Origin of the sequence: Aliiglaciecola sp. SL4 (assembly GCF_041538045.1) — a bacterium.
GTDB lineage: Bacteria > Pseudomonadota > Gammaproteobacteria > Enterobacterales > Alteromonadaceae > Aliiglaciecola.
In genome coordinates, this window is the sequence record NZ_JBGOSE010000001.1 from 724,051 (window position 1) to 750,040 (window position 25,990).

Genomic DNA, 25,990 nt, shown 5'->3' on the forward strand with positions numbered 1-25,990 from the left:
CCTTCTTATCAAATCAGTTATTTATGGGTAGCCGCTTTCATATCAGAGACAAAGCTTGCCAGTTGTTCGAGCATTTTACTCGGGTTATCGAGGTTTTGTTCGATTATGTTTACCGTGGCAGAACCGGAAATGGCACCAGCTGCGCCAGCGCTTATCGCTTCAGTAACTTGTGCCGGTTTTGATATGCCAAAGCCCAATAATGGCGGAGCTACTTTATATTGAGTTAGCTTAGCAATTAATTCATCGGCAGGAATAGTGGCGGCCGTTTCTGCCCCTGTAACACCAGCTCGGCCGAGTAAATAAGTGTAACCCGTGGACTTTTGACCAATCTCTGCAAGGGTTTCATCACTGGCATTGGGCGGCGCGATCAATATTTGATTGATATTGTTGGCTTCAGCGACGTCGATAAATCGTTGTGCTTCGCGAAGAGGCACATCTGCAATTAGAATGGAGTCAACACCGGCAGCGTTCGCCGCTTGATAAAACTCAGGTAACCCTTTTTTGATCACAAGGTTGCTATATAACAACAGCCCAATGGGAATCTCTGGAAATATATCGCGAATTTGTTTAATCACAGCAAAACAATCTGCTGGGGTGATTTTATTGTCTAGGGCACGAATACTTGCTTTTTGAATAGTGGGACCATCGGCAATAGGATCAGAGTAAGGAATACCTAACTCTAGGGCGTCGGCTCCACTTTCTACCAAGGTCTTAATAATATTAAATGAGGTTTCTTTGTCTGGATCACCTAACATCACGAAGGGGACGAAGGATCCTTGATTATCCTTGTTTAGGCGTTCAAACATGTTGTCATAACGGCTCATTCTTGTTCTCCCAAAATGTTGTAAACGTGGGCTAAATCTTTGTCACCTCGGCCAGATAGGTTCACCACTATAATTGTTTCCTCTTCTGCTTCATCTGCCATATTCAAGGCATGGGCGAGGGCATGGGAAGACTCAAGGGCGGGAATAATCCCTTCTTTACGGGCAAGCAATTGAAATGCATTTAAGGCTTCATCATCGGTTACAGCTGCGTACTCTGCGCGACCAATATCATGTAAATGAGCATGTTGCGGACCCACTGCTGGGTAATCTAAACCTGCAGAAACCGAATAGGACTCTTCAATCTGTCCGTCGCTATCTTGCATGATATAGCTGTAAGCACCGTGTAATACACCTTTGCTACCTGTACAGATGGCCGCGCCGTGATCCGGTGTGTGGATCCCTTTACCAGCAGGCTCTACACCCACTAAACGTACACTAGGCTCATCAATGAAATCAGCAAACATACCTATGGCATTGGAGCCACCGCCAACACAAGCCACTACTGCATCGGGTAAACGACCCTCTTTTTCCATAATTTGAGCACGGGTTTCTTCGCCAATCATACGGTGAAATTCACGTACTATGGTAGGGAAAGGGTGAGGTCCGGCAGCAGTGCCGAGCAAATAATGGGCTTTGTCGTAAGTGGCTGACCAGTCGCGCATGGCTTCATTAACGGCATCCTTCAAGGTACCTGAACCGGCATTTACGGGAATGACTTCTGCACCCATTAAACGCATACGAAACACATTTGGGGCTTGACGTTCTACGTCTTTGGCACCCATGTAAATCCGTGCTTTTAAGCCCATTAGTGCACAGGCTAAGGCCGTAGCTACGCCGTGCTGACCTGCGCCAGTTTCCGCAATCACTTCGGTTTTGCCCATACGTTTAGTTAAAATCGCTTGTCCCAACACTTGATTGGTTTTATGGGCTCCGCCGTGTAATAAGTCTTCGCGCTTCAAGTACAGTTTGACCTTAGGATTACTCACCAAATTCTTGGTCAAGGTCATGGAGGTTGGACGACCAGCATAGTCTTTTAACAGACCATTAAACTCTTCCACAAAACTAGGATCATTTTGTGCGTCGATAAAGGCTTGCTCGAGTTGATCTAATGCGGGTATGAGCAATTCTGGTACATACATACCCCCGTACTCGCCAAATTTACTGTCTAAGTGATTCATGTTGCTCTCTTATCTATAATATTTGTTTAACGATTATTTGTCTTTGGGCTAGTGTTCAACTGGTGTTGAATTAAACTTTAATAGCGCCGCAATAGCTCAAATAATTGGCTAATCTTTTGTTGATCTTTAATGCCTGGGGCAGTTTCCACCCTTGAGTTAGCATCAAGCCCTAAAACCTTAGTTGCTCGGGCTTGTTGAATGTTTTGAGGACTCAGCCCGCCAGCTAACATCACATTATTGTTATCTGGTAATTGGGATAACAGTTGCCAATCAAATTGTTGTCCCGTGCCGCCAGATTGCTCGCCCACTTTACAATCAAGTAAAAATCTATCGACTTGTGCTAAATCTAGCGCAGGTAAAGTATCAGTCACACCAAATGCTTTCCAAATTTCACATTTGCTGTCCAATTGAGTACGTAAGTTATCAATAAAGGTTTGATCCTCGTCGCCGTGCAATTGTACCGCAGCAAAACTCAATTGATTGGCATATTCCACAATAGTGTCGATGCTTTCATTTACGAATACCCCGACATAATGGAAAGGGATAGCCTCTACAATTGCCTTTGCTTGCTCAAGGGAGATAGCCCGTGGGGATTTTTCAGCGAAAATTAAACCACCAAAGGTTGCACCACTGCTGGCGATAACTTGGGCATCTTCCACCTTGGTTATCCCGCAAATTTTGACATCGCCATAAACCAGCTTTTTAACAGCGTTGGTAACATCGTCTTCTTCCATCACAGAACTGCCCACCAAAAAGCCATCGACTAGTGGGGCAAGTCTGCGTACATCTTTAGTGGTATAAATTCCCGACTCAGATATTACTACACATTGGTGCTGACTCTGTTTAATCAGCGGGACTAAACGTTCAGTTGTGGCTAAGTTGGTGCTTAGGTCCCGTAAATCACGATTATTAATGCCAATGATTTTCGCGCCTAGGGCTAGGGCTCTATGTACTTCTTCCTCATTACTGACTTCGGTTAGAACATCGAGTTGATATTGTTCGGCTAGGGCAGCAAGTTGAGCATATTCTTGATCATTGAGCACCGATAACATCAGCAATACCGCATCAGCATTATGATGGCGAGCTAAATATATTTGATAAGGGTCGACAAAAAAATCTTTGTTTAATACTGGTTGGCTGACCCGCGCACGGACATACTCTAGGTACTCAAACTTACCTTGAAAATACTTTTCATCGGTTAATACTGAAATACATGCAGCGTAGGGGCCGTAGGCGGCAATTATCTCATCGAGATTGAAATCGTCTCGGATCAACCCTTTTGAAGGAGAGGCTTTTTTGCATTCAAGTACATAACCGGCATTCGGTTTCGATAGGGCTTGATAAAAGCTGCGTTCTGAAGGCGTCAACGAATCTTTAAAGGATGACAGTGGCAGATCTAATTTTCGTTGCACCAATTCTTCTCGTTTATTGGCGACTATTTTTTCTAGTACATTTGCCACTTACTGGACTCCTTGTTGACTGATCTCGGCGGCCGTTAAAATGGTATTTAATGACTGTTTGGATTGCATGGCCTCGATTGCCATCTCCGCACCTTGTTCATAAGTGGATGCTAAACCGGTTAATTTCAACAGTGCGCCCGCATTCATGGCAACGGCCGATTGATGGGCAATCTGACCCTTGCCAGTTAATACCGCTTCAATCAATGCCTTATTCTCTTCCGGCTCACCGCCTTTAATACTTTCCAGGGAGTGTTGTTGCAGACCAAAATCAGCTGGGGTTAGCGTATATTGATTAATTTCCCCATTTTTGAGCTCTGCTACTTGCGACGGACCGTGCAAAGCTAATTCGTCTAAGCCACTGCCATGGACCACAAGGGCGTGTTCGTAACCCAATAATTTTAAGGTTTTAGCAAATGGCATTACCCATTCTGGGGCGTACACTCCAATCATCATATGAGTTGGTTTGCCAGGATTTGCTAAGGGGCCAAGTAAATTAAACAAAGTCCGAGTTTTTAAGGTGGTTCTGACTGGCATCGCGAATTTAATTCCAGCATGGTAATTGGGGGCAAACAAGAAACATAAATTTGCTTCATCTAGGCAGTTTCTTGCTGTTTGCGCACTCATGCTGAGATCCATACCAAATTCTCGAAACAAGTCAGCGGAACCTGATTTGCTCGAGACACTGCGATTGCCATGTTTTGCCACTTTGACACCACAACTCGCGGCGACTATGGCTGCTGCCGAGGAAATGTTGATGGTGTTGTGGCCATCTCCTCCGGTTCCCACAATATCTGCAAAGGGATAATCGGGACGAGGGAAGGGCGCTGCATTATTGATTAACGCCGCTGCTGCACCTGCAATTTCCGCAGGTTTTTCACCTTTTATCTTCAGGGCAGTTAACATGGATGAGATGACGATGTCATTTAATTCACCTTTCACCACCATTGAAAATAAGGCTTCGCAATCTTGCTGTGATAAATCCTGACCTAGGTATAACGATTCCAAATGGGAAAGAGTATTGATAGTCATGTTTATGCCTTTTGCGTTAAATAACGAATGCTTTGTTCAAGAAGTTGGCTGCCATGGGATGTCAAAATGGATTCAGGATGAAATTGAAACCCCAACATTCTATCGGCAGGATGATACACACACATGGGAATACCTTCAAAGTTGGCAATGACATTTAATTCACTAGGAATATCACTCACCACTAAAGAATGATAACGCGCCACTGGCAATGGGTTAGATAAGCCTGAAAACAGGGCACTATTGTCATGCTCAATATAAGAGGCTTTGCCATGCATCACTTGTTCGGCACGAATAACGTTTCCGCCGTAGGATTTCACAATGGCTTGGTGGCCCAAACAAATACCTAACACTGGGAATTGGCCTTTTATCAGCTCAATCAGCTCCAGCAAACAGCCAGCTTGTGATGGTTCACCTGGCCCTGGCGACAACAGTAATAGTACTTCTGAATCTTGGTTTTTTTGCTGTATTTGTGAATAGATCATTTGTGCCGAAACTGAGTTTCGATAAATTATTAAATCCATTCCCATACATCGAAGTTCATCAACTAGGTTGTAGGTAAAAGAATCATAATTATCGAGTAGGAACACACTTATTGGACGGCTCATAAATTCTTCTCCTTAGCATGGGCACTTACAATCGCAGTAATCACCGCTTGTGCTTTGCCTCGGGTTTCGTCAGCCTCAGATTGAGGATCTGAGTCGTAAACCACGCCAGCTCCGGCCTGAATGTAGGCAATGTCATTTTCAACAAATGCTGAACGAATGACGATACAGGTATCCATGTCGCCATTGCCATTGATATAACCGACTGCACCGCCGTAGCTGCCCCTGCGCTTTTTCTCTACTTTGCGTATTAGTGAAGCGGCACTGACTTTAGGCGCACCAACAAGCGTGCCCATATTCATGCAGGCTGCATAGGCGTGCAGGGCATCTAAGTCGTCTCTTAATTGGCCTACCACACGACTAACTAAATGCATAACATGGGAATATCGGTCAACTTTAAGCAAGTCTTTTACAAAGCGCGTACCGGGTTTGGAAACTTTGGCTACGTCATTTCGCGCTAAGTCCACAAGCATCAAATGTTCGGCTTTTTCTTTTTGGTCTTCACGCAGATTAAGTTCAATGCGACTATCTAAATCCACATTAATACTACCATCGGCATGTTTGCCCCTTGGGCGAGTGCCCGCTATGGGATAAATCTCAATCTGATTGCTGTGTTTATCGTATTTTAAAGCGGACTCTGGTGAGGCTCCAAACATACAAAAATCATCATCTTGCAAGAAAAACATATAGGGACTTGGATTTTGTATCTTTAAATTTGCATAGGCAGCGTAGGGGGCAGTGCAGGGTAATTTGAAGGTGCGCGAAGGAACAACTTGGAAAATATCTCCAGCCAATATATGTTCTTTAAGATTCAATACATCTTGTTTGTATTCTTCATCTGATTTATCCACTTCCAACTGCATGTCAGCAACTGTGGGGGCTGCTTGAACCGACTGCGGGTCGAGTTGTTTTAAATGGCTAATGGTTTCTTCTAATTGTTGACTGACAGAAAAGTAGCTACTGCTTACATTTTTGCCACTAAAAACGGTACTGACAACTTCTGTGGTTTGCAGTTGATGGTCGATAACCAATAAAGATTGGGCTAGATAAAACACGAAGTTGGGACAGGTGTTTTCGCTATCAGGCACATCCGGTAAGGTTTCAAAGCTGGCCAATAAGTCGTAAGCAAACACGCCACCTAGGAACAAATTTTGTGGGTGTTGGCGCAAACATTGAATATTTTTGACGATTAAGCGCAGCGCATCAAACACCGCTGGTGCTTTTAATCGGGCATCTTCATCAAGATTTGCATCGGGTATGGAAAAGATCAATGTAAGAGCGTTATTTTTGGCGTCTGGCGTGGCGATTACACCATCAGGAAGGTGTTCTTCAAACAATGGCAACACAGAGGCCCCATTGTCGTTTAGCCCTTGAATGAGTACGGTATGACCATGACAAGTTAACTTTAGGGCTGCATCGAGCAAGATTAAACTCTTTAAATTATCCTTGCTGTCAATTTCCGCAGACTCAAGTAATAACGTATTTGTTTTAGTTTTACATAGTTGCTTATAGGCGCTGAGTGGATCGGCTACATAAGGACCATGTTTAACAATGGTTTCGGCAATTCCAGGTTTTTCACTTAGTTGAGTTAAACTCATGTTTTACGTCTCAAGTTTGATTTTAATGTTAACGCGTTTGCGGGCAGATACGAAAAAGGCCCGATAAACGGGCCTCTTAATAATTATTTGTTACACACAAACACTCACAGCCCGCTAGTTAGGGATGTGCCACCACCAGATTTTACTATTTGTGGAAAAAGTTGTATGTGTCATTTGTCTTATTTCACTCTGTAAACAATCATTTCGCCTGAATTAAGGCTATTATGGGTCTTTTTTAGGGATTTAATCAACTCCCAAGGGATTTAACCTGAATATTTTTTGACGTTTAACATATAATAACGTCAGTACCCTTATAGAAGAAAACAATTCGCTCGTTGTGTCAATACATCGAACGATAAAAAGTTTTAAATTGCCCAATTAAAGCGTTATAAGATAGAAGCCATGAAAATAGATTTGCACTGCCACAGTAGTTATTCAGATGGTCGACTGACTCCCCAAGAGCTGTTAGATCGAGCTCACAACATGCAAGTGGATGTGTTGGCATTAACTGATCATGATACCGTTGCAGGTATTCAAGAACTAAAACATTATCAACAACAATGTAAACGGCAACTAACTGTGATTGCTGGTGTTGAGTTGTCAACTAGCTGGCATGGTTTTGACATTCATATAGTTGGTTTGAATGTGAATGATAAAGACGCGGTGTTTCTATCGCGATTAAACAATCAAAGTCAACGCCGAGAGCTGCGAGGACAAAAAATCGCCCATAAATTAGACAAGGCGGGTGTACCAGGTGTATACGAAGTTGCGAAACGTCTTGCTGGAGTGGGACAAATCACCCGAGCCCACTTTGCCCAAGCATTAGTTAAACTAAATGCTGTATCGAGCCTGGATGATGCCTTTAAAAAGTATTTAGGTAAGGGTAAAAAAGCCCATGTTAAACCAGAGTGGATAACTATTCCTGAAGCAGTGACCTGGATTCAAGAAGCCGGAGGACAAGCTGTTTTAGCCCATCCTGGTCATTACGATATGACCGCAAAGTGGTTACGTCGGTTAGTGGCAGAATTTAGTGAAGCTGGCGGTGACGGAATTGAAGCCAATCATATGCATTTAGCTGCGGCTAAAAGAGAATTGCTGGTGGAACTAGCTATTGAGCATCAACTATTAGCGTCTACCGGTTCAGATTTCCATTATCCAAGCCGTTGGTCCGAGTTAGGTAAAAGTTTAGCCATTTCAGAGCGTTTAACCCCTGTGTGGCATGACTGGAAAAATATTCCAGAAAGATAGTCGTAAATTAGTAGAGTAACGGAAACTTATGAGCCAGTATTTTTATGTACATCCCGATAATCCTCAGCAACGGTTATTACGCCAAGCCTGTGAAATTATTCGTTCCGGTGGAGTGATAGTTTATCCCACTGATTCTGGTTATGCCATTGGTTGCCAAATGGAAGACAAGTCTGCCCTTGAGCAAATTTGTCGTATACGGCAAATTGGCAAACAACATAATTTCACACTCATGTGTCGTGATATGTCTGAGCTGTCGAATTATGCTCGGGTAGACAATACCGCCTTTCGATTAATTAAAAATAACACCCCTGGGCCCTATACTTTTATCCTAAAAGCGACAAAAGAAGTGCCGAAGCGCTTACAGAATCCAAAACGAAAAACCATCGGTATTCGGGTGCCCGATAACATTATCGCGTTACAATTGCTGGAAGAGTTAGACGAACCCTTGATGTCGACCACTTTAATTTTACCTGGCGAAACCCAAGCTGAATTTGATCCCGATGATATTAGAGACAAATTAGAACGTCAGGTGGAGTTAATTATTAATGGTGGTTACTTAGGTGAGCAACCTACCAGTGTCATCGACATGTCTGAAGGCGGAATTGATATTATTCGTGAAGGCAGTGGCGACACTAGCGTGTTTGGTTAAGTCGAATTAACCCATGACCCAAGAGTCAACACCAAACAAGCGTCCCATTCAACAACCATTGCCACTTGCCTTTGTGAATGGCGAGGCGATGATTGAAAAACCGGAAGATTTGTATATTCCACCAGATGCGTTAGAGGTTATTTTAGAGGCATTTGAAGGGCCACTCGACTTACTCTTGTATTTAATACGCAAACAAAAATTCGATATCGTTAATTTGCCGATATTACAAATTACCCAACAATACATGGACTATGTTGAGGTAATGAAAGAAATTAGGTTAGAGCTAGCCGCAGAATATTTATTGATGGCGGCCATTTTAGCTGAAGTGAAATCGAGACTATTATTACCTAAGCGAGCGGATGCTGATGAGGATGAAGACGATCCCAGAGCAGAATTGATACGGCGTTTGCAGGAATATGAAGCGATAAAATTAGCAGCGCAAGAAATGGATGCGTTACCGCGAATGGAAAGGGATCTATTTAGTGCCAGTGCCGAGCCCAACGAGCAAATAGCACCGATTAAAATACAGCCAGAAGTCAGTCTGCAAGAACTAGCACTGGCGTTTCAATCGGTGATGAAAAGAGCGAAAGCCTTTGAGCATCATCAAATTGAACGAGAAGTGTTGTCGACCCGGGAGCGTATGAGCAGAATTTTAGAATTGTTAAATAAAAACAATTTTCTTGGTTTCGAGACCTTATTCTTAGTCTCCGAAGGTAAAGCTGGAGTGGTGGTGACTTTCTTAGCTATTTTAGAGCTGGTAAAAGAAAGTTTGGTAGAATTGGTGCAAGCACAACCCTATAGTCAGATACATCTAAAGCTACGAGAAACAGAAGAGGATGCATGGCAAGGTTAACCGACGAACAATTGAAACAAATTGTTGAAGCAGCCATTTTTGTTGCCGACCAGCCATTGAGCAAGGAAAAGTTGCAAACCACGGTACTGGATGGTTTGAGAGTGTCTAACAAAAAGCTAGATGCTGCCCTTGCTGAGTTAACCTTGGATTATGCGCCTCGCGGTATTCAACTGATTGAAGTGGCATCGGGTTTTCGCTTTCAATCGCTGGATAGTTTGAGTCCATGGCTGAGTAAATTATGGCAAGAACAAGCCCCTCGATATTCACGTGCGCTTTTGGAAACACTGTCTTTAATTGCCTATCGACAACCTATCACCCGAGGGGAGATAGAAGATGTGCGTGGGGTGTCAGTGAGTAGTCATATTATTAAGACCTTAACTGAAAGGGAGTGGATTAAAGTGGTTGGTCATAAAGAAGTGCCAGGTCGACCTTCGCTCTATGCGACCACAAAAGAATTTTTAGATTATTTTGGGGTGAAAAGCTTAGCTGATTTGCCTCCCATGAAAAGTATTGACGTGCTTCCTGAATTGGAGCAGAAACAACAAGATGAACAGCGACTAAAAGCGGTGGCTGAACAAATGAAATCAGATACAGTGTCTCAAGATTCAGCACCAAATTTGGCTGACCTAGGACCCAATAAAGAGCAATTACATTAATGAGTGAAAAACTGCAAAAAGTACTAGCTAACGCTGGTCAAGGTTCCCGTCGTGAGATGGAAAAATGGATAGAGCAGGGGCGTATTTCGGTAAACGGCAATGTCGCTACTTTGGGGGATCGTGTTGAAGTTACCGATCAGATTAGAGTGGATGGCCAGATATTAACCGTGGCTCAAGAAAAGCCCGTTTGCCGTGTACTTATGTACAATAAACCTGAAGGAGAATTGTGTAGTCGCAAGGATCCTGAGGGACGTGCAACGGTATTTGATCGCTTACCTAAAATTGCCAACGGCCGCTGGATAGCGGTGGGTAGATTAGATATCAATACCAGTGGCTTGTTATTATTTACTAATGATGGTGAGTTGGCTAACCGTTTAATGCACCCTAAACATGAAATTGAACGAGAGTACGCTGTTCGAGTATTCGGTGAAGTGGATGAGAAAATCATAGCACAGCTTAAAAAAGGCGTAGAGCTTGAAGATGGTGTGGCTAAATTTACCACCATAAGACGACGTCCTGGCGATGATGAAAGTCTAAACTCATGGTTTAGCGTAACATTGTCAGAAGGCCGAAATCGCGAAGTACGACGCTTATGGGAATCCCAGGGTATGCAAGTAAGCCGTTTGATCAGAGTAAACTACGGCGGTTTAGAGCTGCAAAAACGTCTACCTCAAGGTGGGTGGATTGAATTACCCTTAGAAGATTTGAACCCTTTGCGTCAATCCGTACAGTTACCTAATGAAACTGAAAGTTTGATCAATGAAAAACGCAACAAACTTGACCACGTCCGCATCAGTCGTATGCGCCGCTCAGTTAAAAAGCATAAACTGAATAAAAATTTAAAAAGACGAAAGTAGTCTTTTAAAAACGATGAAGCACCTATAGATTCAAGTCGTAGGTGCTTTTTTATGGAGCAGGGTAATTTACAAACAAATAATCAGTAGACCAATCGAACAAGCCAAGCCTATTGACCACACCACACTTCTAAGTACATGAATATCTAACCAATAACAAATAGCATAGATCAAACGTGAAACAACAAACCCAATGGCTAAATATTGAGGAATGTCACCCACATTTCGAGTGATCAGGGCAATTAAGGCGCCAGGAATAAACATCATCAGTGCTTCAAAGCTATTTTCATGGACTGCCCGTGCTCTTGCGCCAAAACCTGTGAGTTTACTTTGTTGTTCTCTCGGGTTTCGGTTGTCGTATCCCCCCATTTTATTTTGTGCAAACGCTAAAGGCGCTTTAAATAAAATAGGCAATACAGTGGCAATAATTAAACAGATTATTATGGTATTCATAAGGTTCTCAATTAACTGATAATGTTGTATCGGTTCTTACATTAACATTATCGTCTTCGAACAAACAAACTGATATTCATTCTCTTTTAAGTGCCTGTAGCTATACATACACTTAAACGATAAATAAAAAAAAGGCCGCTCACACATAGAAATATAGAGCGGCCGAATAGTCGGGAATGACATTTGGTACAGTTATAAAATTAACTTATTTATCGTCGTCGAATTGAAATTCAATTTTGTTCAGTAATTGAGCATCATCAATGTTTAGTTCAACTTCACGATACAGTATGATTTGTCCGGTTACGGTAGCACTGTGTTTTATACTCAATGTGGGAACCGAATGGTAGCTATTGTTGCCACGGTTTTTATGAAAGATAATGTCGCCAAGTACCTGGGTATTATTGGTCAACAGAATATCACCAGTATGGGTGTGAACAGAGCCCTCTACTAAAACACCATTTAATTTTATCTCGCCGTTGATCGTTTCAACATCTTCAGCCACGTTTGAAAAAGCTTGTAAACTAATATCGCCGTTAACGGTTTTGACAACACCTGCACTGCTAAAGTGTTGTTGAGCAGAAATGTCACCATTCACTGTTGTGGCATTTTGAACAGATACGTACTCGCCCATTTCAATACTGCCATTGACCGTGTCAACCGTGCGCGCTGTAACGTTATCGTGTAATTGGATGCTGCCATTTACGGAGGTTACATTAGAAACATGCTTACCTTGTGAGACTTCTAAACCACCAAATACGCTACTTACGCTATTGCCACTTGAGGTATCGTTACTTCCGCCTCCAACATGAATAATACAACCTGACAAAAGTACTACTGCTGAGCTGGCGATTATTGCTTGTGAAAGTGTTTTTAGTGGTTTGGCGATTAACATAAAATTCCTAGTGATTATAATTTTGATAGATTGAGTGTTATTTTTAATAGAATAAGCAGAATTTACACCATGTTTTTAACGTATTGATTGTATTGGATTATTTAATTTCTTAAAACAAGGAAACTCATTTTGTTAGGCAAAATAACAATATATTAGTTAAATAACTAAAGAGCTTAGTGATTTTCGCGAAAGGTAAAAATGAGTTGGGTTGGCTAGTGTCATCATTCAACTATCAAAAACTTGATAGTTGAATGACAGCACCCCGAAAACAAAAGGGAGTTTTATCTTTTGTATTGCTAATAGTTAGTTTTTCTCTAGCAAGGTGATTAAGCTAGATGTGTCAAACCGGCCACCACCGTTAGCTTGTACTTGACTATAAAATTGATCGACCAATGCGGTTAATGGCAAGTGTGCATTAGATACCCGAGCTTGGTCTAAAACGATACCGAGATCTTTACGCATCCAATCGACGGCAAAGCCAAAATCAAACTGGTTATCTAACATGGTGCTTGCACGATTATCCATTTGCCAAGATTGCGCAGCGCCTTTGGAAATGACCTCTACTACAGCTTCTGCATCTAAACCATTTTGTTTAGCAAAATGCAATGCTTCAGATAAACCTTGAACCACACCGGCTATGCAGATCTGATTGACCATCTTAGCCATTTGTCCACTGCCAACGGGGCCTAACAGCTTTTGCATTTTGGCGTAACAGCGAATGAGTGACTCTATTTTTTGATATTCTTGTGGTTCTGCACCTATCATCACCGTAAGGGCACCATTTTGCGCACCTGCTTGACCGCCGGAAACTGGGGCATCGGCATAACCAATACTTTCGGATTTTGCTATTTCTGATAACTCTTGTGCCACTGCAGCAGAGGTGGTGGTATGGTCAACAAAGATGCTTTCTTTATTCATGGTGTTAAACACACCTTCGGGACCGATCGTCACTTCCCGCAAGTCGTTATCGTTACCGACACAGGCAAATACCACATCTTTGCCCTTTGCTGCAGCGGCAGGCGTAGCCGCTTTTTCACCTTTATACTCCGCTAACCAAAGGTCAGCTTTGCTGGCAGTACGGTTGTAAACGGTCACGTTATGGCCAGCATTAGCTAAAAATCCTGCCATAGGGAAGCCCATGACACCTAAGCCAATAAAGGCGATGTTAATTGAGTGTTCTTGATTCGGCATTGCAATTCCTTTTAAATTTAGGCGCGCTGAGCGCTAATCAATGTTTCTTCAGCCGTTTTTGTTTTTAGGCCGCTAGTGGATTCTAAAACATAACTTTTAGGCATGAAGCAATCGACCGACGACTCCTGCATTTCTTTTTTAAACTGCTCTGGATAATTATCTGTTAATAAACAGCCTGTCACTAGGCTAGGATAAATTTCATCATAGCGTTTTATTTCTGTTTGACTGGTGCGTCGATAGATATGGCCGCGATGGATGGAGTTGTAATCCGATAGGCCAGCAGATGAGACAATATCCAAGGTTGCGTGGACCGTTTCTTGGTGATATCTGGCGACTCTTTGGGCTTTGTCTTCGACCACAATTCCGTTGGCTAAATTTTTATTCTGCGTGGCAATGCCGGTGGGGCATTGATTGGTATTACAAACTAAGCTTTGCACGCAACCTAAGGCGATCATCATGCCGCGGGCACTATTACAAATGTCTGCACCAACGGCGATATTCCGTACCACGTGAAAACCGGTAAATGCCTTACCACTAGCGATGACTTTAATATCTTTTTTAAGATCGAACCCTTGTAAAATATCGCACACATAGACAAGTGCTTCCCGTAGCGGCATGCCCACTGAGTTGGAGTATTCTAATGGGGCAGCGCCGGTACCCCCTTCGGCACCATCAACAGTGATGAAGTCAGGTTTGATCCCAGTCTGGATCATGGCTTTACAGATGGCTACAAATTCACTTTTTTGACCAATACAAAGCTTAAACCCAATGGGTTTCCCGCCAGATAAATCCCGTAACTTCTTAATGAATTCAATCATTTCAAGGGGCGAAGAAAAGGCACTATGTCCGGGAGGTGAGTCGACGCGGGTACCTGGTTCGACTAATCTTATTCGTGCTATTTCAGCGGTATTTTTATCCGCAGGAAGAATACCACCATGGCCTGGTTTAGCTCCCTGTGATAGCTTAATTTCTATCATCTTAATGGATTCTTGCTCAGCCACCCGTTGAAAAGCTTCAGGATCAAATTTGCCCTTATTATCACGACATCCAAAGTAGCCTGTACCCACTTGCCAAACAAGATCTCCGCCATTTTCTAGGTGGTAGGGGCTTACGCTTCCTTCTCCAGTATTGTGATAAAAGTTACCTAATTTTGCGCCTTTATTTAAGGCACGAATAGCGTTGGAACTTAATGCCCCAAAACTCATGGCTGAGATATTAAAGACACTAGCTTGATATGGCTGTTTACAATCCGGTCCACCGACTTTTACTCTAGGTTCAGACTGGGTTTCGTCGTAATGAATGGCGCTAATAGAATGGCTGATCCATTCATAACCGACATTTTGTGTATGTAGTTTGGTTCCGTAGGGAAGGGAGTCAAGTTGGCCTTTTGCGCGCTGATATATGACAGAGCGAAACATACGGTTAACTGGAACACCATCTGTTTCTGATTCAAAAAAGTATTGGCGTAAGAAGGGTCTGATATCTTCCATTAACCATCGTCCGTGACCAACGATAGGGAAGTTTCGAAGCAACGCGTGTTTGCTTTGAAAAATATCGTAAAAACCAACGATAGTTAAGGGGATAAGAATCACTAATCCCCACATGGAGGCCGACCACAAACTGCTGGCTAAAATTAAGAGTCCCCAACCGAATACACAAAAAACATAAAATGCTAGACGCATGACTTTCCCCATTTATTACTAAATCATTAGTTAGATTAGTACAATATTCAGTGAATTATTTTATATTGATAATCTAAGATTAGACTGCACTTCTTCAATGAGTGTCTTGGGCACATGATGTTCAACAGCCAAATATTGCCACTGTGACACTTGTTCTACAACCTCATCTATTATCCGATCAACTTTTCGCTTGTTGAATATGGGACTGAGTTGAGCAAAGGCGTAAAAATCCTCCCTAGCAAAGTTATCGCGCTTACCATTTATTGACATCCAATGGCTATTTACCCATTTGCTGCCGGGTTTGTAACTGTAGGCGAGGTCATAGGCTGGGGCTAACGTCCATTGTTGTTCTTGATTAAACATAAACGCAATATTCTTTGCATGATCGTCATGATTTCGAGCCACAACATTAAATACCATCCTTCTGAATATTTGTTCTGCTTCTTTAGCCGATAACCTTAGATCACGAGCAACATCAAATAACTCTGCGTAGGAATAGATACCCACTTGTTTAAAGCTAACATGAGCAAGTCCATTTAAAGTTTGTACATGTACTTTTTCATTGCCTATTCGATCAAATCTTTGGGTGATAAAGTGTCGCCGTTTTCCCTCGTTGAGCAAATGGCAAGGCATCATTTCAATTTGGCATGCAGTTGCCATAAGGTAGTATACATACTCCATGGCACCATAACCCATAGGATCACCAAATGTTTCCTGATCCTTGTTGTGCTCACTTACCCCGTCAAACTTCATTAAATAATGACTAAACCCTTCTGGTGCATTAGTTTGCCCAGAGCGTACTTGGGTAAAATCTTGATTAAATGCTAAAACCGCTTTGGGCCTTGCGCCACCAGCACTCATACCCACTGACATGAGCGCCATCATGGCTTCTTTGTCCTCATACCCCTGTTGGTTTAAAGACACATTAAATTCTGAGCGTTGATTGACTATGTCTTGTGCAATTTCCACAAGATTCTCAACCTCCAATTGTTGCGAAGCATTGAGGTTCTTATGACGGGTAGCGGGGGCAAAAGTTAACGCGCCCATTCCGCGAGTACCGGTATATTTTAGGCGTTGTAGGGGCGTGATGTCCTTGGGGGACTTACCCTGAGATGCAACCCATGCATTAATAACAGCATTACCAAAGTCATCGGGTAGGGAGTCAGCTACTAATCCTGGCAAACCTTTAAAGGCAGCAAAATCAGCTTCAGGGAAGGTATAAATTTGTTTCGACAATGGCATTTTAAGTGGTGATAACTGTATTCCGCTGTTAATAAATGCGGTTGTATATTCGAATGCGCCTAACTGTTTATCTGGATCGTAACTTACAGCGCCAACTTGTTGATCCTGATAATTCACCATGACAACTTCATTTACCATGCTGGGTCACCTTTTTTCAGTTGGGGATTATTGCCTGATGCACGTTGTCTTTTTTGTCCTTGTCGTTTGGCTAATTGAACTGGGGATTCGGTTGCAATAGGGATAAACAGATCCAGTTGTTTACTTAGCCCCAATGCGACTAAAATTGCAACCACAGTTTCTAACTGAGCATGACCTTTTTCTGCGCGCATAATTACCTTTCTGGAAAGGCCTGTTTTATCCGCAATGTCTTGCTGCGTTAAATCTGCATTTAATCGCGCTTGTTTGAGACGCTCGCCTAAATTTGAGACAATTTCTTTAATTAGCATAACGGCCTTAAAGTTACTATTTTGGAACATTATTTGATTAATACCTAGATAATGTACCTAAATTGTAACTTTATCAAGAATTGTTTTAAAGTTCCTTTTAGGTGCCATTATATGTGTTTAGGGGTTTAATGTGCGGATTTTGGGACTTTGTGTAGGTGTAATATTATAATATGCTGTTTTCAAAAAACGTTTTAATTTCAGTGACATCCAATTCAATCTTTTTAGATTCTAACCAAGGAATTGAGTTATCGACTGAGTCAAAGAAAGCATAATCAATACCTGTCGCTTCATAACCTATAGAGCGTTGCTGCTTAATTGTGTTACTAATATCCGAATTCAAGATCACTACGGCAATACAAGTTATACCATTATTTTTACGAATTCTATTTTGTTCTAAAAAAATCTCATAGGTTGAGGGGGGAAATAAACTCTCTCCATACAAACAAGTTATCTGTCCCCACGGGCGAGATTTATCAACCAGTTCTGTAGCATCCCCGGTATTTTTAATCCCTTTCTCAAGAGCTTCGTCATTCCAAGGGCCTCGACCACTATAAAGTATAACTTGTCGGCATTTACCTACAACGTAATTACCATGTTCCCATAATTTCATTGGACCCCGTGTACTTTGTCGAGTTTAACAATCACTCAAATCATCACCATAAGCGCTGGATACGGAGTTAATGATGATGCTCTTACTCTAAGAGTAGAATAAGGGGCGAAACTAAACAAGTCGATTTGTGATTTGAATCACCCTAATTATAAATTAATCCCGATTGAAAAAGTAAAACGCCAGTATGGTGGTTACCCCTTTTCTTAAATATCTGTACCATCGGCTAGATGAATTCTAGGTGTGGGGCATACACGTCGCAATATGATGGACCCGTCACAACCACTTTTTCTTTGGTCGCTTCTTCCTCCCATACAACAGATAAATGTTTGTAATGAGAACCTATGGAGGGCCTTAATACTGAGATCGCGAACACGCTATTTTCGTTACTCGAACAAAAATCAACCAGGTAAAGGGTACCTTTTGGTATCTTTTTTTATTGACGAGCTTTAGGCTTCTTGCTTTTTGAAATCACTCCGTCTCACTCTCATCGATATTCAGAGCCAATACCTCACAATTGAGTTCTGCCAAAATGGATTCAGCGGTATTTCCCAAAAATGCTGCGGAAATGCCTTTACGAGCCACTGTGCCTAAAATCACCAGTCCTGCGTCGATTTGTTTAACTACATTTGGGATTACTTTTTCTGGCATGCCTGCTACAACATGCTTTTTGGCCATGGGAATTTCATGGGCTTTTTCCATGCTATCGAGTTTATCACTGTGAAATTGAGCACTATTGGCACTGAGTTTTTCAAAATTAATGGTAGGGAAATCAATGGCGGCACTCATGTTATGCACTAAATACGCGCTCACAGTGTGTATTTCGTTTTCTCCTAACTGTGCAAAAAGTCGGGCCGCTTCCAAAATGTCTTGATTCAACGCAACGTGTTTATCGTCTTTGGCTAACACATCAACCGCAGCCAATATAGGCGCGTTTGTCCAAGTGGCGTGTTTTACCAATAACAATGGTGCTTTGCAGTAACGTAGCAAGTGCCGGTCGATTGGCATAGCAAAGGGATTTATACTCATGGAGTCTGCGGTTATGCGTTTGATCACCAGATCCGGTTGGATCTTGCTAACGGCATCTTCGATACCTTCGTGTACCTCTCGACACCATTGGACATGGGTAGTACAACGGATGTTCTTTTTCTCCAGATCTTCAGCAATGGTATTGAGATAGAGATAACGATCTGCAAGATATTCTTTTTTCATTTCTTTACGGTGATCGCTTGAAAGCACATCGGTTAGATCTAAAATAGGCTCGTAAATTACATTCAGAAGATGAATATGTACTTCATTCAATTCGGCAAATTTTAAAGCCCGAAGTAAGGCTTCATGCTGCTTACGCTTGCCACTGATGACAACTAGAATTTTTTGCGGTGTTTGCATAGTAATCTCCATTAATGAATCAAGCCGATACACTTTGACCATACACCGATTATTCAATCACTACTTGATGTCGATCAATATTGGTGAATAAACAGTTTAGTCGAATATGTTTAGGCAAACCTAATGATTCCCTTATACCTACTATAATTTTCATTTTTCAAAGGCAGTAAGGGCTTCAAACCCATTCACTAAATCAGCAAGCTCTTCATCAATGGCACTTTGTCTGAGTTTATTGAATGACTTTTGCATTTGCTCTTGTAACTCTTCTATATTTTTTTCAGCTCGCTGCATTGCTATAAGTCGACTTGCATTTTCACTTGCTAGTGACTCTATGCAACCTTTAAAAATGGATGTGAAAATATATTCTTTTATTAGCGTGCTAAAGGTCGTCGCATTATTAACAAGCAACTCTGGAATACATTGATTAGGCCAAGTTAGTGATACAAATTCGTGTTTCCACTTTTGGTCAAAAGGTAATATCCGCTTAAAGCAAGGGCCATAGTTAGGTTTGTCTAAAGTACGATTGAAAAAAAGATAAACTTCTTTTAACTGATTTTTTGTTTGTTGTTGCTCGATTTCTATCAAAATCTCAGAAACAAAAGAGGTAATGCTTTCTATTGAATTAGGCAATGGAAACTGTCTTCCTAATAGAACTTTTTGTCCTTCGAGTAACGACTGTATTCGCTCACCCGCTGTCCATATCAGTTGCGCCGCGCCGAACTGTTGCCGCTTCACATTTAAAAAATCGACTAAAATATCATTAAATTGCCCCACCAAGCCCTGATCAGAGCCAATAACAATAATTCCTACTTTGGATTTATGATCTGATGGGGAGGATATCTTTTCTGTAGCGGGATAGTCACTTTTGTCAGTATTGATAAAATAAGCGGTTAGTCCTAATTGTACGGTTCGGTAATAATCTTCCAGTGAAAGTACTGCATTTTCATATTGATTTATATTTGCCGCAGCCATGGCTTTCATGGTTCTAACAACTGATTTCAAATCAGTTGCACTGACAATTTTACGTTGTAAATCGCTGTTCGATTCACTCATATTATGATTCGCCGCTTTCCGTATTAGCGTGAGGAAGGCTATCAGAACCGCTTTGCAAAGGTGCTAAAACTTGTTTAAACATAGTTAGAATATCCTTGAGCTCTTGTTCTGTTAAGGTATTCGCTAGGGCTAATTTGTGTTGAATATCCTCATGAAGGTTATCAATTTCATCGACTACGGCATCTTGCGCCTGTTGAATATACTGAAGAGAAATCCCATCAAAGAAATGATGTGTTAGGGCTAACAATACAATAATTTGAGCAGGTACTGACAACGGGGACGACTCTGGTTGTTTTAAGCAGGCCCCTAATACGCTTACCATGTTCGATTGTTGCTAAACTGCTGTCATCTAAACGAGCGCCAAAACGCGCAAATGATTCCAGTTCTTCGAATTGTGCATATTCTAATTTTAATGTGCCCGAAACGGCTTTAAATCCCTCTCTTTGCGCTTTTCCGCCTACTCTGGATACGGATTTTCCCACATCAACTGCTGGCAATACCCCCAAATCAAATAATTTGGGAGACAAGTAAATTTGCCCATCGGTAATGGAAATTAGGTTGGTTGGAATGTAAGCCGACATATTTTGTTCTTCGGTTTCAATGATAGGTAAGGCCGTCAGGGAACCGCCCCCATGTTCTTCATTTAAGTGAGTTGAACGTTCCAATAACCGCGAGTGCAAATAAAATATATCTCCTGGAAATGCTTCTCTTCCAGGCGGACGACGAAGTAATAAAGATAACTCTCTATATGAACGGGCATGACGAGTTAAATCATCGTAAACGATAAGTACATCTTTTCCTGCGTGCATAAAGTATTCGCCAATACTGGTTGCAGCATAGGGCGCGATATAATCCAATCCTGGCGGATCATTGCCTTCGGTTACCATAACAACTGTGTATTCAAGGGCATTGTGCTGCTGTAATATGCCAATGGTTTTCGCAATTGAAGATGATTTTTGGGCGATAGCACAATAAATACATAGGACGTTTTTGTCGCGCTGATTTAAAATGGTGTCAATGGCGATTGAGGTTTTCCCGGTCTGTCGGTCGCCCATGATTAATTCCCGTTGCCCGCGTCCAATGGGGAGTAGGGCATCTAACACCTTAATGCCTGTTTGCAATGGTTCGGTCACTGGTAAACGTGACATAATTTCTGGAGCAGGGCGCTCAATGGGTAAGCGAGGTGCCTGTGAAAGGTGACCTTTGCTATCTTTTGGATGGCCTAAAGGATTAATAACACGGCCCAATAGGTGTTCGCCCACAACAATGTCCATCACTCGTCCAGTTCGCTTTACTTGGTCACCTACACTTAGCTGACAATAGTCACCTAACAACACTACGCCAACTTCATTTTCATCTAGATTAAAGGCAATTCCGTAAATATTATTTGGGAAAAGCACCAGTTCTTCAAAACCTACACCTGGTAAGCCCCTTACAGTGGCAATACCCTGAGACACACTGTTAACAATACCAACTTCTTCAAGCAAACAGTTACTCGTCACATCGTTATTTGATTGGTTTAGCTGTTCAAATAGTGAATCATAATTTTGCTGTAAACTTGCCCGAGGATCCTGTTTCATTCTATCTCTTCACTTTTTTGGTTTAACGTATGTTTGATTGCGCCAGATCTGGCTTATTAACTGTCTTTATGGTGCTAATGTGAGTAGACACTTTTTTAGGCAACTGGTGTTGCAGGTTTTCTTTCATTGAATTCAAGTAATTTTGTGTACTCCAAGGAATTTTCCAGCCATCAAAAATAACTTCTACGCCACAAATTAATTCTCGGTTTATTGTGTAATTAAACTCAAGTGCTTCCAATTTGTCTGATGAATACGTTTCTTCAAACCATTGTTGTAACCGGCTTTTTTGTGCTGAAGTTAACTCGAAGGTGCTGTGAATATGAATAGGCGCTGTAGTGGCGTTTAACGCTTTACTAAACTGAGCGTGTTGTTCTCTATTCAAGGTGTTAAGTTGCAGCAACAACTTATTGAACATCAATGTTTGCAATTCACTATCGGCAAGTTCATTCTGTATTTTTTGACTCGTACTAAAGACTTCCTGCATGCTTCTTTGCACAACTTGCTGTTGCAAGGCTTGGATTTCTTGTTCGATAGAATGTAATCGAGTTTCCAGAATTTCAGCCGCCTCTTGTTGTGCGATATCGAGTAGTTCTTGACGTTTAGCTTTCGCTTCTTGATTGGCTGTATGAATGATCTCGCTGCGTTGTTTTTCTATTTGACTTAATTTAAGTTGATACTCCGTTTGCAACACTTTCGCTTGTTCATTTTTTGCCTTTGCATCACTTAGAATTTGCGCAATTTTGGTTTCTCGTTTATTCAGACCGTTAATAATTGGGTGGTACAAAAAGCGCTTTAACAACCACAATAGTATTAGAAAATTGACGGTTTGAGCGATTACGGTAAACCAATCTATAGGCATTGCTTAGCTTCCTGCTTTATCTATAAAATAATTCCAAAATGGATTGCTAAAAAGCATAATCATCGACACTACAAAACAATAAATAGCTGTTGATTCAATCATGGCTAAGCCAACAAATAATGTTCGGGTTATGGTGGATGAGGCATCGGGTTGTTGTGCAAGTGCTTTTAACGCATTTGCTACTGCCGTTCCTTCTGCTAACGAAGGGCCCAATACCCCTATACCAATTGTTAGCCCAGCAGTAATGATTGAACAAATTGCAATTAGGGTGAGGTTATCCATTATTTTTCTCCTTTGCAGAAATGGATATTGAAGTGTATTTTTGAATAGTTTGCTGATCTTGTGCAGTGGCTGCGGCGATATACACAGCGGCGAGAATAAAGAAAATATAGGCTTGCACCATACCTGTTAATAACCCTAACAAAGACATAATTATTGGGAATACAAAAGGTGATATAACTAATAGAATGGCAAGGATCATGGCACCACTCATCATGTTCCCAAATAAACGCACCGCTAATGCTAAGGTACGAGAAAGCTCACCTATAATATTAAATGGCAGCATAAAAAAGTTAGGTTGAGCGTATGATTGTAAGTACCTTATTGGCCCTTGGCTTTTTATTCCGTATAACGGAACCGAAATAAATACACAAAGTGATAACGCGATTGTGGTGGAAAGCGAACCGGTTGGAGGCTCATAATTTGGATATATAGTGAGCAAATTAGCCATGGCAATAAACAAAAACAAGGTACCCAATAAACCGATATATTTTGCTGGTGAGCGTAAACCCACGTCGTTTATTTGTTGTAAAATTGTCACTACCAAAACTTCTAAACCATTTTGCCAGCGGGTCGGGCGCAATTGATCATTTAGATTACGAGTAATAAGGTACGCGCCCAAAACTAAAATAAACATAATTAACCAGGTAAAAACGATAGTGGCATTAAGTTTAAAAAAGCCGTATTGCCAATAAATAATTTCATCGGGCGTAATATGCATGGTTCTAAGCCTTTATTGTTTTATCTAATATTCGACTAAAGCTTTTTGTTTTTAATCACTGAATCTGGGGTTTGGGCGTAATAGTTAGCACTTTATTGGTAATCACTCGACCAATTAAGAAGCCAACGAGACTCAAAATCAGCAGCCAAAACTGCTGGTTTGAAATAAAATAAAAGCCCGCCACACTGACTCCCATGCGAAGTACAAAACCACCAATAAACCAGTATTCTGGGCGATTAGACTGCAACCCTTTTTGTACCGTAAACCATAAGCTATAGAAAAAACTAATGCCCAAAACAACACCTGCGAATAACGCTATTAGCATACTGTAATGATCGCTCATAGTTAGTCTTCCTCGTCTGTTATATTGTTATGTTGAGTATCAGCGTCGGCATCATGGATCGCTTGGTGCTCTTTACTTACCCAGCCCCAAGCGGTGAAACATCCAATGGCCAACCCCGCAAGCAATAATGCTAGGGTCCATGAACGTTGTTGCTCGAAGTTGTTATCAATCCAAATGCCTAACATTACCCCAAGAAAAGTAGGTACAGCCACAGACCAACCAATAATTCCCATCATCCCTAAACCTGACCATACTCCAGGTGAGGAGCGGCGTTTTGCGTTTAGTTTTAATTGTGCTTTTGTTGCTACTTGTTTAACCAACGCTTGCGTTGCTTGTTTTTGGGATTGTTGTGTGCCGCCTGTTTTACTCATGGTAAGTTAATCTTTCGATATCGATGAAAACTGCTTTAAGAATGTGGTTTCTAATTTGGCCAAGACACTGCGTAATTCCAACTGTTCCTGATCTGCTTTTAAAAATTCTTGCTCAACGGTTTTGTGTAATTTCTGCAAAGAGCCTCCAACAATTGCTCTGCGCACGGAAATGAGTAACTGTTTTCCGGTTTTAATTAATATTCCCTCATCAATGGCAATATATGAATGCTCGTTAGCTGCGAGTTGATAGGTCAATATTCCCGGGACAACAGGAGTTACACAGTCAAGTCTATTGGGTAAAACGCCAAAGCTGCCTTCTGGCGTTTCAACAACAACACTATTCACGCCTTTTAACTCCAAAAATATTTGGTTGGGCAGTAAAATTTTAACTAGCATGTTGATTTTCCTGTTGGTTTGGCTCGACATTCTCAGTGTTAGATTTTACTGCTTGGCTAATATCACCAATCATGTATAGCGCGCTTTCTGGGTAGTCATCAAAATCACCTCGCAAAATTTGCTCGCAACCATTCAAAGCATTTTCTAAACTGACAAATTGTCCTTCCATTCCAGTGAATTGTTCTGTGGTAAAAAAAGGCTGAGTGAAAAAGCGTTCTAAACGACGAGCTCGAATAACAATTTTACGATCTTTGTTTGCAAGCTGCTCTAATCCGAGCATGGCTATAATGTCTTTAAGTTCATCATATTGAGCTAGAATTTCTCTTACTTCTTGGGCTAATTCGTAGTGGCGTTGGCCAACGATATTTGCGGTGGCTAAACTAGAGCTGGATTGCAACGGGTCGATTGATGGGTAGAGCCCTTCGCTGGCTCGTTTTCGAGAAAGCACCAAGGTTGCTGAAAGGTGTGAAAATGTGTGGGTGGCTGCAGGATCGGTAAAATCATCAGCCGGCACATACACTGCCTGAATTGATGTTATAGCACCATTTTGGGTGTTTGCGATGCGCTCTTCGAGACCAGATAGCTCAGTTCCTAAAGTTGGTTGATAGCCCATTCTTGATGGCATTTGGCCCATTAAACCAGATACCTCAGATCCGGCTTGAATAAAGCGAAATATATTGTCGATAAGAAGTAAAACGTCCTTATGTTCGTCATCACGAAAATACTCCGCCATGGTTAATGCACTATGGCCTATGCGAAATCGACTTCCTGGTGGTTCGTTCATTTGTCCAAACAGCATCACCATATTATCTAAAACACCAGCCTGTTTCATTTCACGGTATAGCTCTTCACCTTCACGGCAGCGCTCGCCAATACCACAAAAAATACTGACTCCTTGTTGATGACTTACCATATTGTGGATCATTTCTGTTAGCAGCACGGTTTTACCTACTCCAGCTCCCCCAAACAGTCCAGCTTTACCACCACGCTCAAGTGGACAAAGTACGTCGACAATTTTGATACCGGTTTCAAATATTTGTTGTTGGCTAGATAAGTTTGAAAGCAGTGGAGGCGCTTGATGGACACTTCGGCGCTGACATTGGTGGTTGAAATCTTTACCATCAATAGGGGTGCCAAAGACATTAAACATGCGAGATACATTTTGTTTGCCAATGGGAACAGTAAGAGGTTGGCCAGAATCTTCTGCTTGCATGCCTCTTGCTAAACCTTATGTAGGGGTTAAGGCAATAGTACGCACTTTATTGTCCGGTAATTGGGTTAGGACTTCTAGAACGATAGCGCGATTATTAGCGTAGATGATATTGTGAATAGCAGGCGGTTTATGTTCGAATTTGATTTCAACAATACTTCCACGCACAGCACTCACAACCCCGACTTGCATAGGTGCGAGTGGCTCAGCTTCGACTGCCATATTCGTGGGATCTATTCGTGACATTAACGTTTTGCCTTAGTCTATAAGATGGTTATAACTTTCACCGCCAACACTAGATTGGTAGGGATCAGACTTTTCGCCG

26 protein-coding genes and 2 pseudogenes are annotated in these 25,990 nt (G+C 41.8%); 5 read left to right on the top strand and 23 right to left on the bottom strand.

Going from position 1 to position 25,990, the window contains the following annotated elements:
• Window positions 1-17: 17 nt before the first annotated feature.
• The 6 genes from trpA to AB6T38_RS03305 all read right to left on the bottom strand — a co-directional run bounded on the left by trpA (window position 18) and on the right by AB6T38_RS03305 (window position 6,691).
• Window positions 18-824: a tryptophan synthase subunit alpha gene (trpA, locus tag AB6T38_RS03280; RefSeq protein WP_372545948.1), complete on the bottom strand. Its 807-nt coding sequence runs from the start codon at window positions 822-824 to the stop codon at window positions 18-20.
• Window positions 821-2,002: a tryptophan synthase subunit beta gene (trpB, locus tag AB6T38_RS03285; RefSeq protein ID WP_372545949.1), complete on the bottom strand. Its 1,182-nt coding sequence runs from the start codon at window positions 2,000-2,002 to the stop codon at window positions 821-823. The genes trpA and trpB overlap by 4 nt, the downstream gene beginning before the upstream one ends.
• Window positions 2,003-2,079: 77 nt before the next feature.
• On the bottom strand, window positions 2,080-3,462 hold the full coding sequence (trpCF, locus tag AB6T38_RS03290) for a bifunctional indole-3-glycerol-phosphate synthase TrpC/phosphoribosylanthranilate isomerase TrpF (protein WP_372545950.1): 1,383 nt from the start codon (window positions 3,460-3,462) through the stop codon (window positions 2,080-2,082).
• Window positions 3,463-4,491 (bottom strand): anthranilate phosphoribosyltransferase, encoded by a 1,029-nt coding sequence (gene trpD, locus AB6T38_RS03295; RefSeq protein ID WP_372545951.1) that lies wholly within the window; start codon window positions 4,489-4,491, stop codon window positions 3,463-3,465.
• A gap of 2 nt (window positions 4,492-4,493) precedes the next feature.
• A complete protein-coding gene (locus AB6T38_RS03300; RefSeq protein ID WP_372545952.1) occupies window positions 4,494-5,096 on the bottom strand; it encodes an aminodeoxychorismate/anthranilate synthase component II in 603 nt (200 codons plus the stop codon).
• Complete coding sequence (locus tag AB6T38_RS03305) at window positions 5,093-6,691, bottom strand: anthranilate synthase component 1 (RefSeq protein ID WP_372545953.1); 1,599 nt, start codon at window positions 6,689-6,691, stop codon at window positions 5,093-5,095. Before AB6T38_RS03305 ends, AB6T38_RS03300 begins: the two co-directional genes overlap by 4 nt.
• 402 nt (window positions 6,692-7,093) lie before the next feature.
• Here AB6T38_RS03305 and AB6T38_RS03310 point away from each other — a divergent pair, with 402 nt between their 5' ends.
• The 5 genes from AB6T38_RS03310 to rluB are packed head-to-tail and all read left to right on the top strand — an operon-like array spanning window position 7,094 to window position 10,954.
• The gene (locus AB6T38_RS03310; protein ID WP_372545954.1) at window positions 7,094-7,939 is read left to right on the top strand and encodes a PHP domain-containing protein; all 846 of its coding nucleotides are present in this window, start codon (window positions 7,094-7,096) and stop codon (window positions 7,937-7,939) included.
• A gap of 28 nt (window positions 7,940-7,967) precedes the next feature.
• Window positions 7,968-8,588: an L-threonylcarbamoyladenylate synthase gene (locus AB6T38_RS03315; RefSeq protein ID WP_372545955.1), complete on the top strand. Its 621-nt coding sequence runs from the start codon at window positions 7,968-7,970 to the stop codon at window positions 8,586-8,588.
• Window positions 8,589-8,601: 13 nt separating this feature from the next.
• On the top strand, window positions 8,602-9,441 hold the full coding sequence (locus tag AB6T38_RS03320; protein WP_372545956.1) for a ScpA family protein: 840 nt from the start codon (window positions 8,602-8,604) through the stop codon (window positions 9,439-9,441).
• On the top strand, window positions 9,429-10,097 hold the full coding sequence (scpB, locus tag AB6T38_RS03325) for an SMC-Scp complex subunit ScpB (protein ID WP_372545957.1): 669 nt from the start codon (window positions 9,429-9,431) through the stop codon (window positions 10,095-10,097). Before AB6T38_RS03320 ends, scpB begins: the two co-directional genes overlap by 13 nt.
• Window positions 10,097-10,954, top strand: a complete 858-nt coding sequence (rluB, locus tag AB6T38_RS03330; RefSeq protein WP_372545958.1) for a 23S rRNA pseudouridine(2605) synthase RluB — start codon at window positions 10,097-10,099, stop codon at window positions 10,952-10,954. The genes scpB and rluB overlap by 1 nt, the downstream gene beginning before the upstream one ends.
• A 66-nt stretch (window positions 10,955-11,020) precedes the next feature.
• Here the strand turns inward: rluB and AB6T38_RS03335 are convergent, their stop codons facing one another.
• The 17 genes and pseudogenes from AB6T38_RS03335 to atpD form a co-directional block, all read right to left on the bottom strand.
• Window positions 11,021-11,404 carry an MAPEG family protein gene (locus AB6T38_RS03335; RefSeq protein WP_372545959.1) on the bottom strand — a complete coding sequence of 128 codons (384 nt, stop codon included), beginning with the start codon at window positions 11,402-11,404 and terminating at the stop codon, window positions 11,021-11,023.
• 205 nt (window positions 11,405-11,609) lie between these two features.
• Complete coding sequence (locus AB6T38_RS03340; RefSeq protein WP_372545960.1) at window positions 11,610-12,296, bottom strand: hypothetical protein; 687 nt, start codon at window positions 12,294-12,296, stop codon at window positions 11,610-11,612.
• A 303-nt stretch (window positions 12,297-12,599) separates the two neighbouring features.
• Window positions 12,600-13,487 (bottom strand): NAD(P)-dependent oxidoreductase, encoded by an 888-nt coding sequence (locus AB6T38_RS03345; protein WP_372545961.1) that lies wholly within the window; start codon window positions 13,485-13,487, stop codon window positions 12,600-12,602.
• 17 nt (window positions 13,488-13,504) lie between these two features.
• The gene (locus tag AB6T38_RS03350; protein ID WP_372545962.1) at window positions 13,505-15,169 is read right to left on the bottom strand and encodes an FMN-binding glutamate synthase family protein; all 1,665 of its coding nucleotides are present in this window, start codon (window positions 15,167-15,169) and stop codon (window positions 13,505-13,507) included.
• Between the two features lie 60 nt (window positions 15,170-15,229).
• Window positions 15,230-16,549, bottom strand: coding sequence for a type II toxin-antitoxin system HipA family toxin (locus tag AB6T38_RS03355; RefSeq protein ID WP_372545963.1), 1,320 nt, complete (start codon window positions 16,547-16,549; stop codon window positions 15,230-15,232).
• Window positions 16,543-16,887: a helix-turn-helix transcriptional regulator gene (locus tag AB6T38_RS03360; protein ID WP_372545964.1), complete on the bottom strand. Its 345-nt coding sequence runs from the start codon at window positions 16,885-16,887 to the stop codon at window positions 16,543-16,545. The genes AB6T38_RS03355 and AB6T38_RS03360 overlap by 7 nt, the downstream gene beginning before the upstream one ends.
• A 133-nt stretch (window positions 16,888-17,020) precedes the next feature.
• On the bottom strand, window positions 17,021-17,467 hold the full coding sequence (locus AB6T38_RS03365) for a hypothetical protein (protein WP_372545965.1): 447 nt from the start codon (window positions 17,465-17,467) through the stop codon (window positions 17,021-17,023).
• A gap of 468 nt (window positions 17,468-17,935) precedes the next feature.
• Complete coding sequence (gene uspE / locus AB6T38_RS03370; protein WP_372545966.1) at window positions 17,936-18,853, bottom strand: universal stress protein UspE; 918 nt, start codon at window positions 18,851-18,853, stop codon at window positions 17,936-17,938.
• 150 nt (window positions 18,854-19,003) lie between these two features.
• A complete protein-coding gene (locus tag AB6T38_RS03375) occupies window positions 19,004-19,906 on the bottom strand; it encodes a F0F1 ATP synthase subunit gamma (protein ID WP_372545967.1) in 903 nt (300 codons plus the stop codon).
• A gap of 1 nt (window position 19,907) precedes the next feature.
• Window positions 19,908-21,486: pseudogene (locus AB6T38_RS03380) on the bottom strand (alternate F1F0 ATPase, F1 subunit alpha).
• A 22-nt stretch (window positions 21,487-21,508) separates the two neighbouring features.
• On the bottom strand, window positions 21,509-22,345 hold the full coding sequence (locus AB6T38_RS03385; protein WP_372545968.1) for a F0F1 ATP synthase subunit delta: 837 nt from the start codon (window positions 22,343-22,345) through the stop codon (window positions 21,509-21,511).
• 3 nt (window positions 22,346-22,348) lie between these two features.
• Window positions 22,349-22,627 (bottom strand): F0F1 ATP synthase subunit C, encoded by a 279-nt coding sequence (locus tag AB6T38_RS03390; RefSeq protein WP_372545969.1) that lies wholly within the window; start codon window positions 22,625-22,627, stop codon window positions 22,349-22,351.
• Window positions 22,620-23,345 carry a F0F1 ATP synthase subunit A gene (locus tag AB6T38_RS03395; RefSeq protein WP_372545970.1) on the bottom strand — a complete coding sequence of 242 codons (726 nt, stop codon included), beginning with the start codon at window positions 23,343-23,345 and terminating at the stop codon, window positions 22,620-22,622. The genes AB6T38_RS03390 and AB6T38_RS03395 overlap by 8 nt, the downstream gene beginning before the upstream one ends.
• 55 nt (window positions 23,346-23,400) lie before the next feature.
• Window positions 23,401-23,688, bottom strand: coding sequence for an ATP synthase subunit I (locus tag AB6T38_RS03400; RefSeq protein ID WP_372545971.1), 288 nt, complete (start codon window positions 23,686-23,688; stop codon window positions 23,401-23,403).
• A gap of 2 nt (window positions 23,689-23,690) precedes the next feature.
• Window positions 23,691-24,059, bottom strand: a complete 369-nt coding sequence (locus tag AB6T38_RS03405) for an AtpZ/AtpI family protein (protein WP_372545972.1) — start codon at window positions 24,057-24,059, stop codon at window positions 23,691-23,693.
• A gap of 6 nt (window positions 24,060-24,065) precedes the next feature.
• On the bottom strand, window positions 24,066-24,455 hold the full coding sequence (locus AB6T38_RS03410) for a F0F1 ATP synthase subunit epsilon (protein ID WP_372545973.1): 390 nt from the start codon (window positions 24,453-24,455) through the stop codon (window positions 24,066-24,068).
• Window positions 24,445-25,857: pseudogene (gene atpD / locus AB6T38_RS03415) on the bottom strand (F0F1 ATP synthase subunit beta). The gene AB6T38_RS03410 and the pseudogene atpD overlap by 11 nt, the downstream one beginning before the upstream one ends.
• Window positions 25,858-25,990 lie beyond the last annotated feature (133 nt).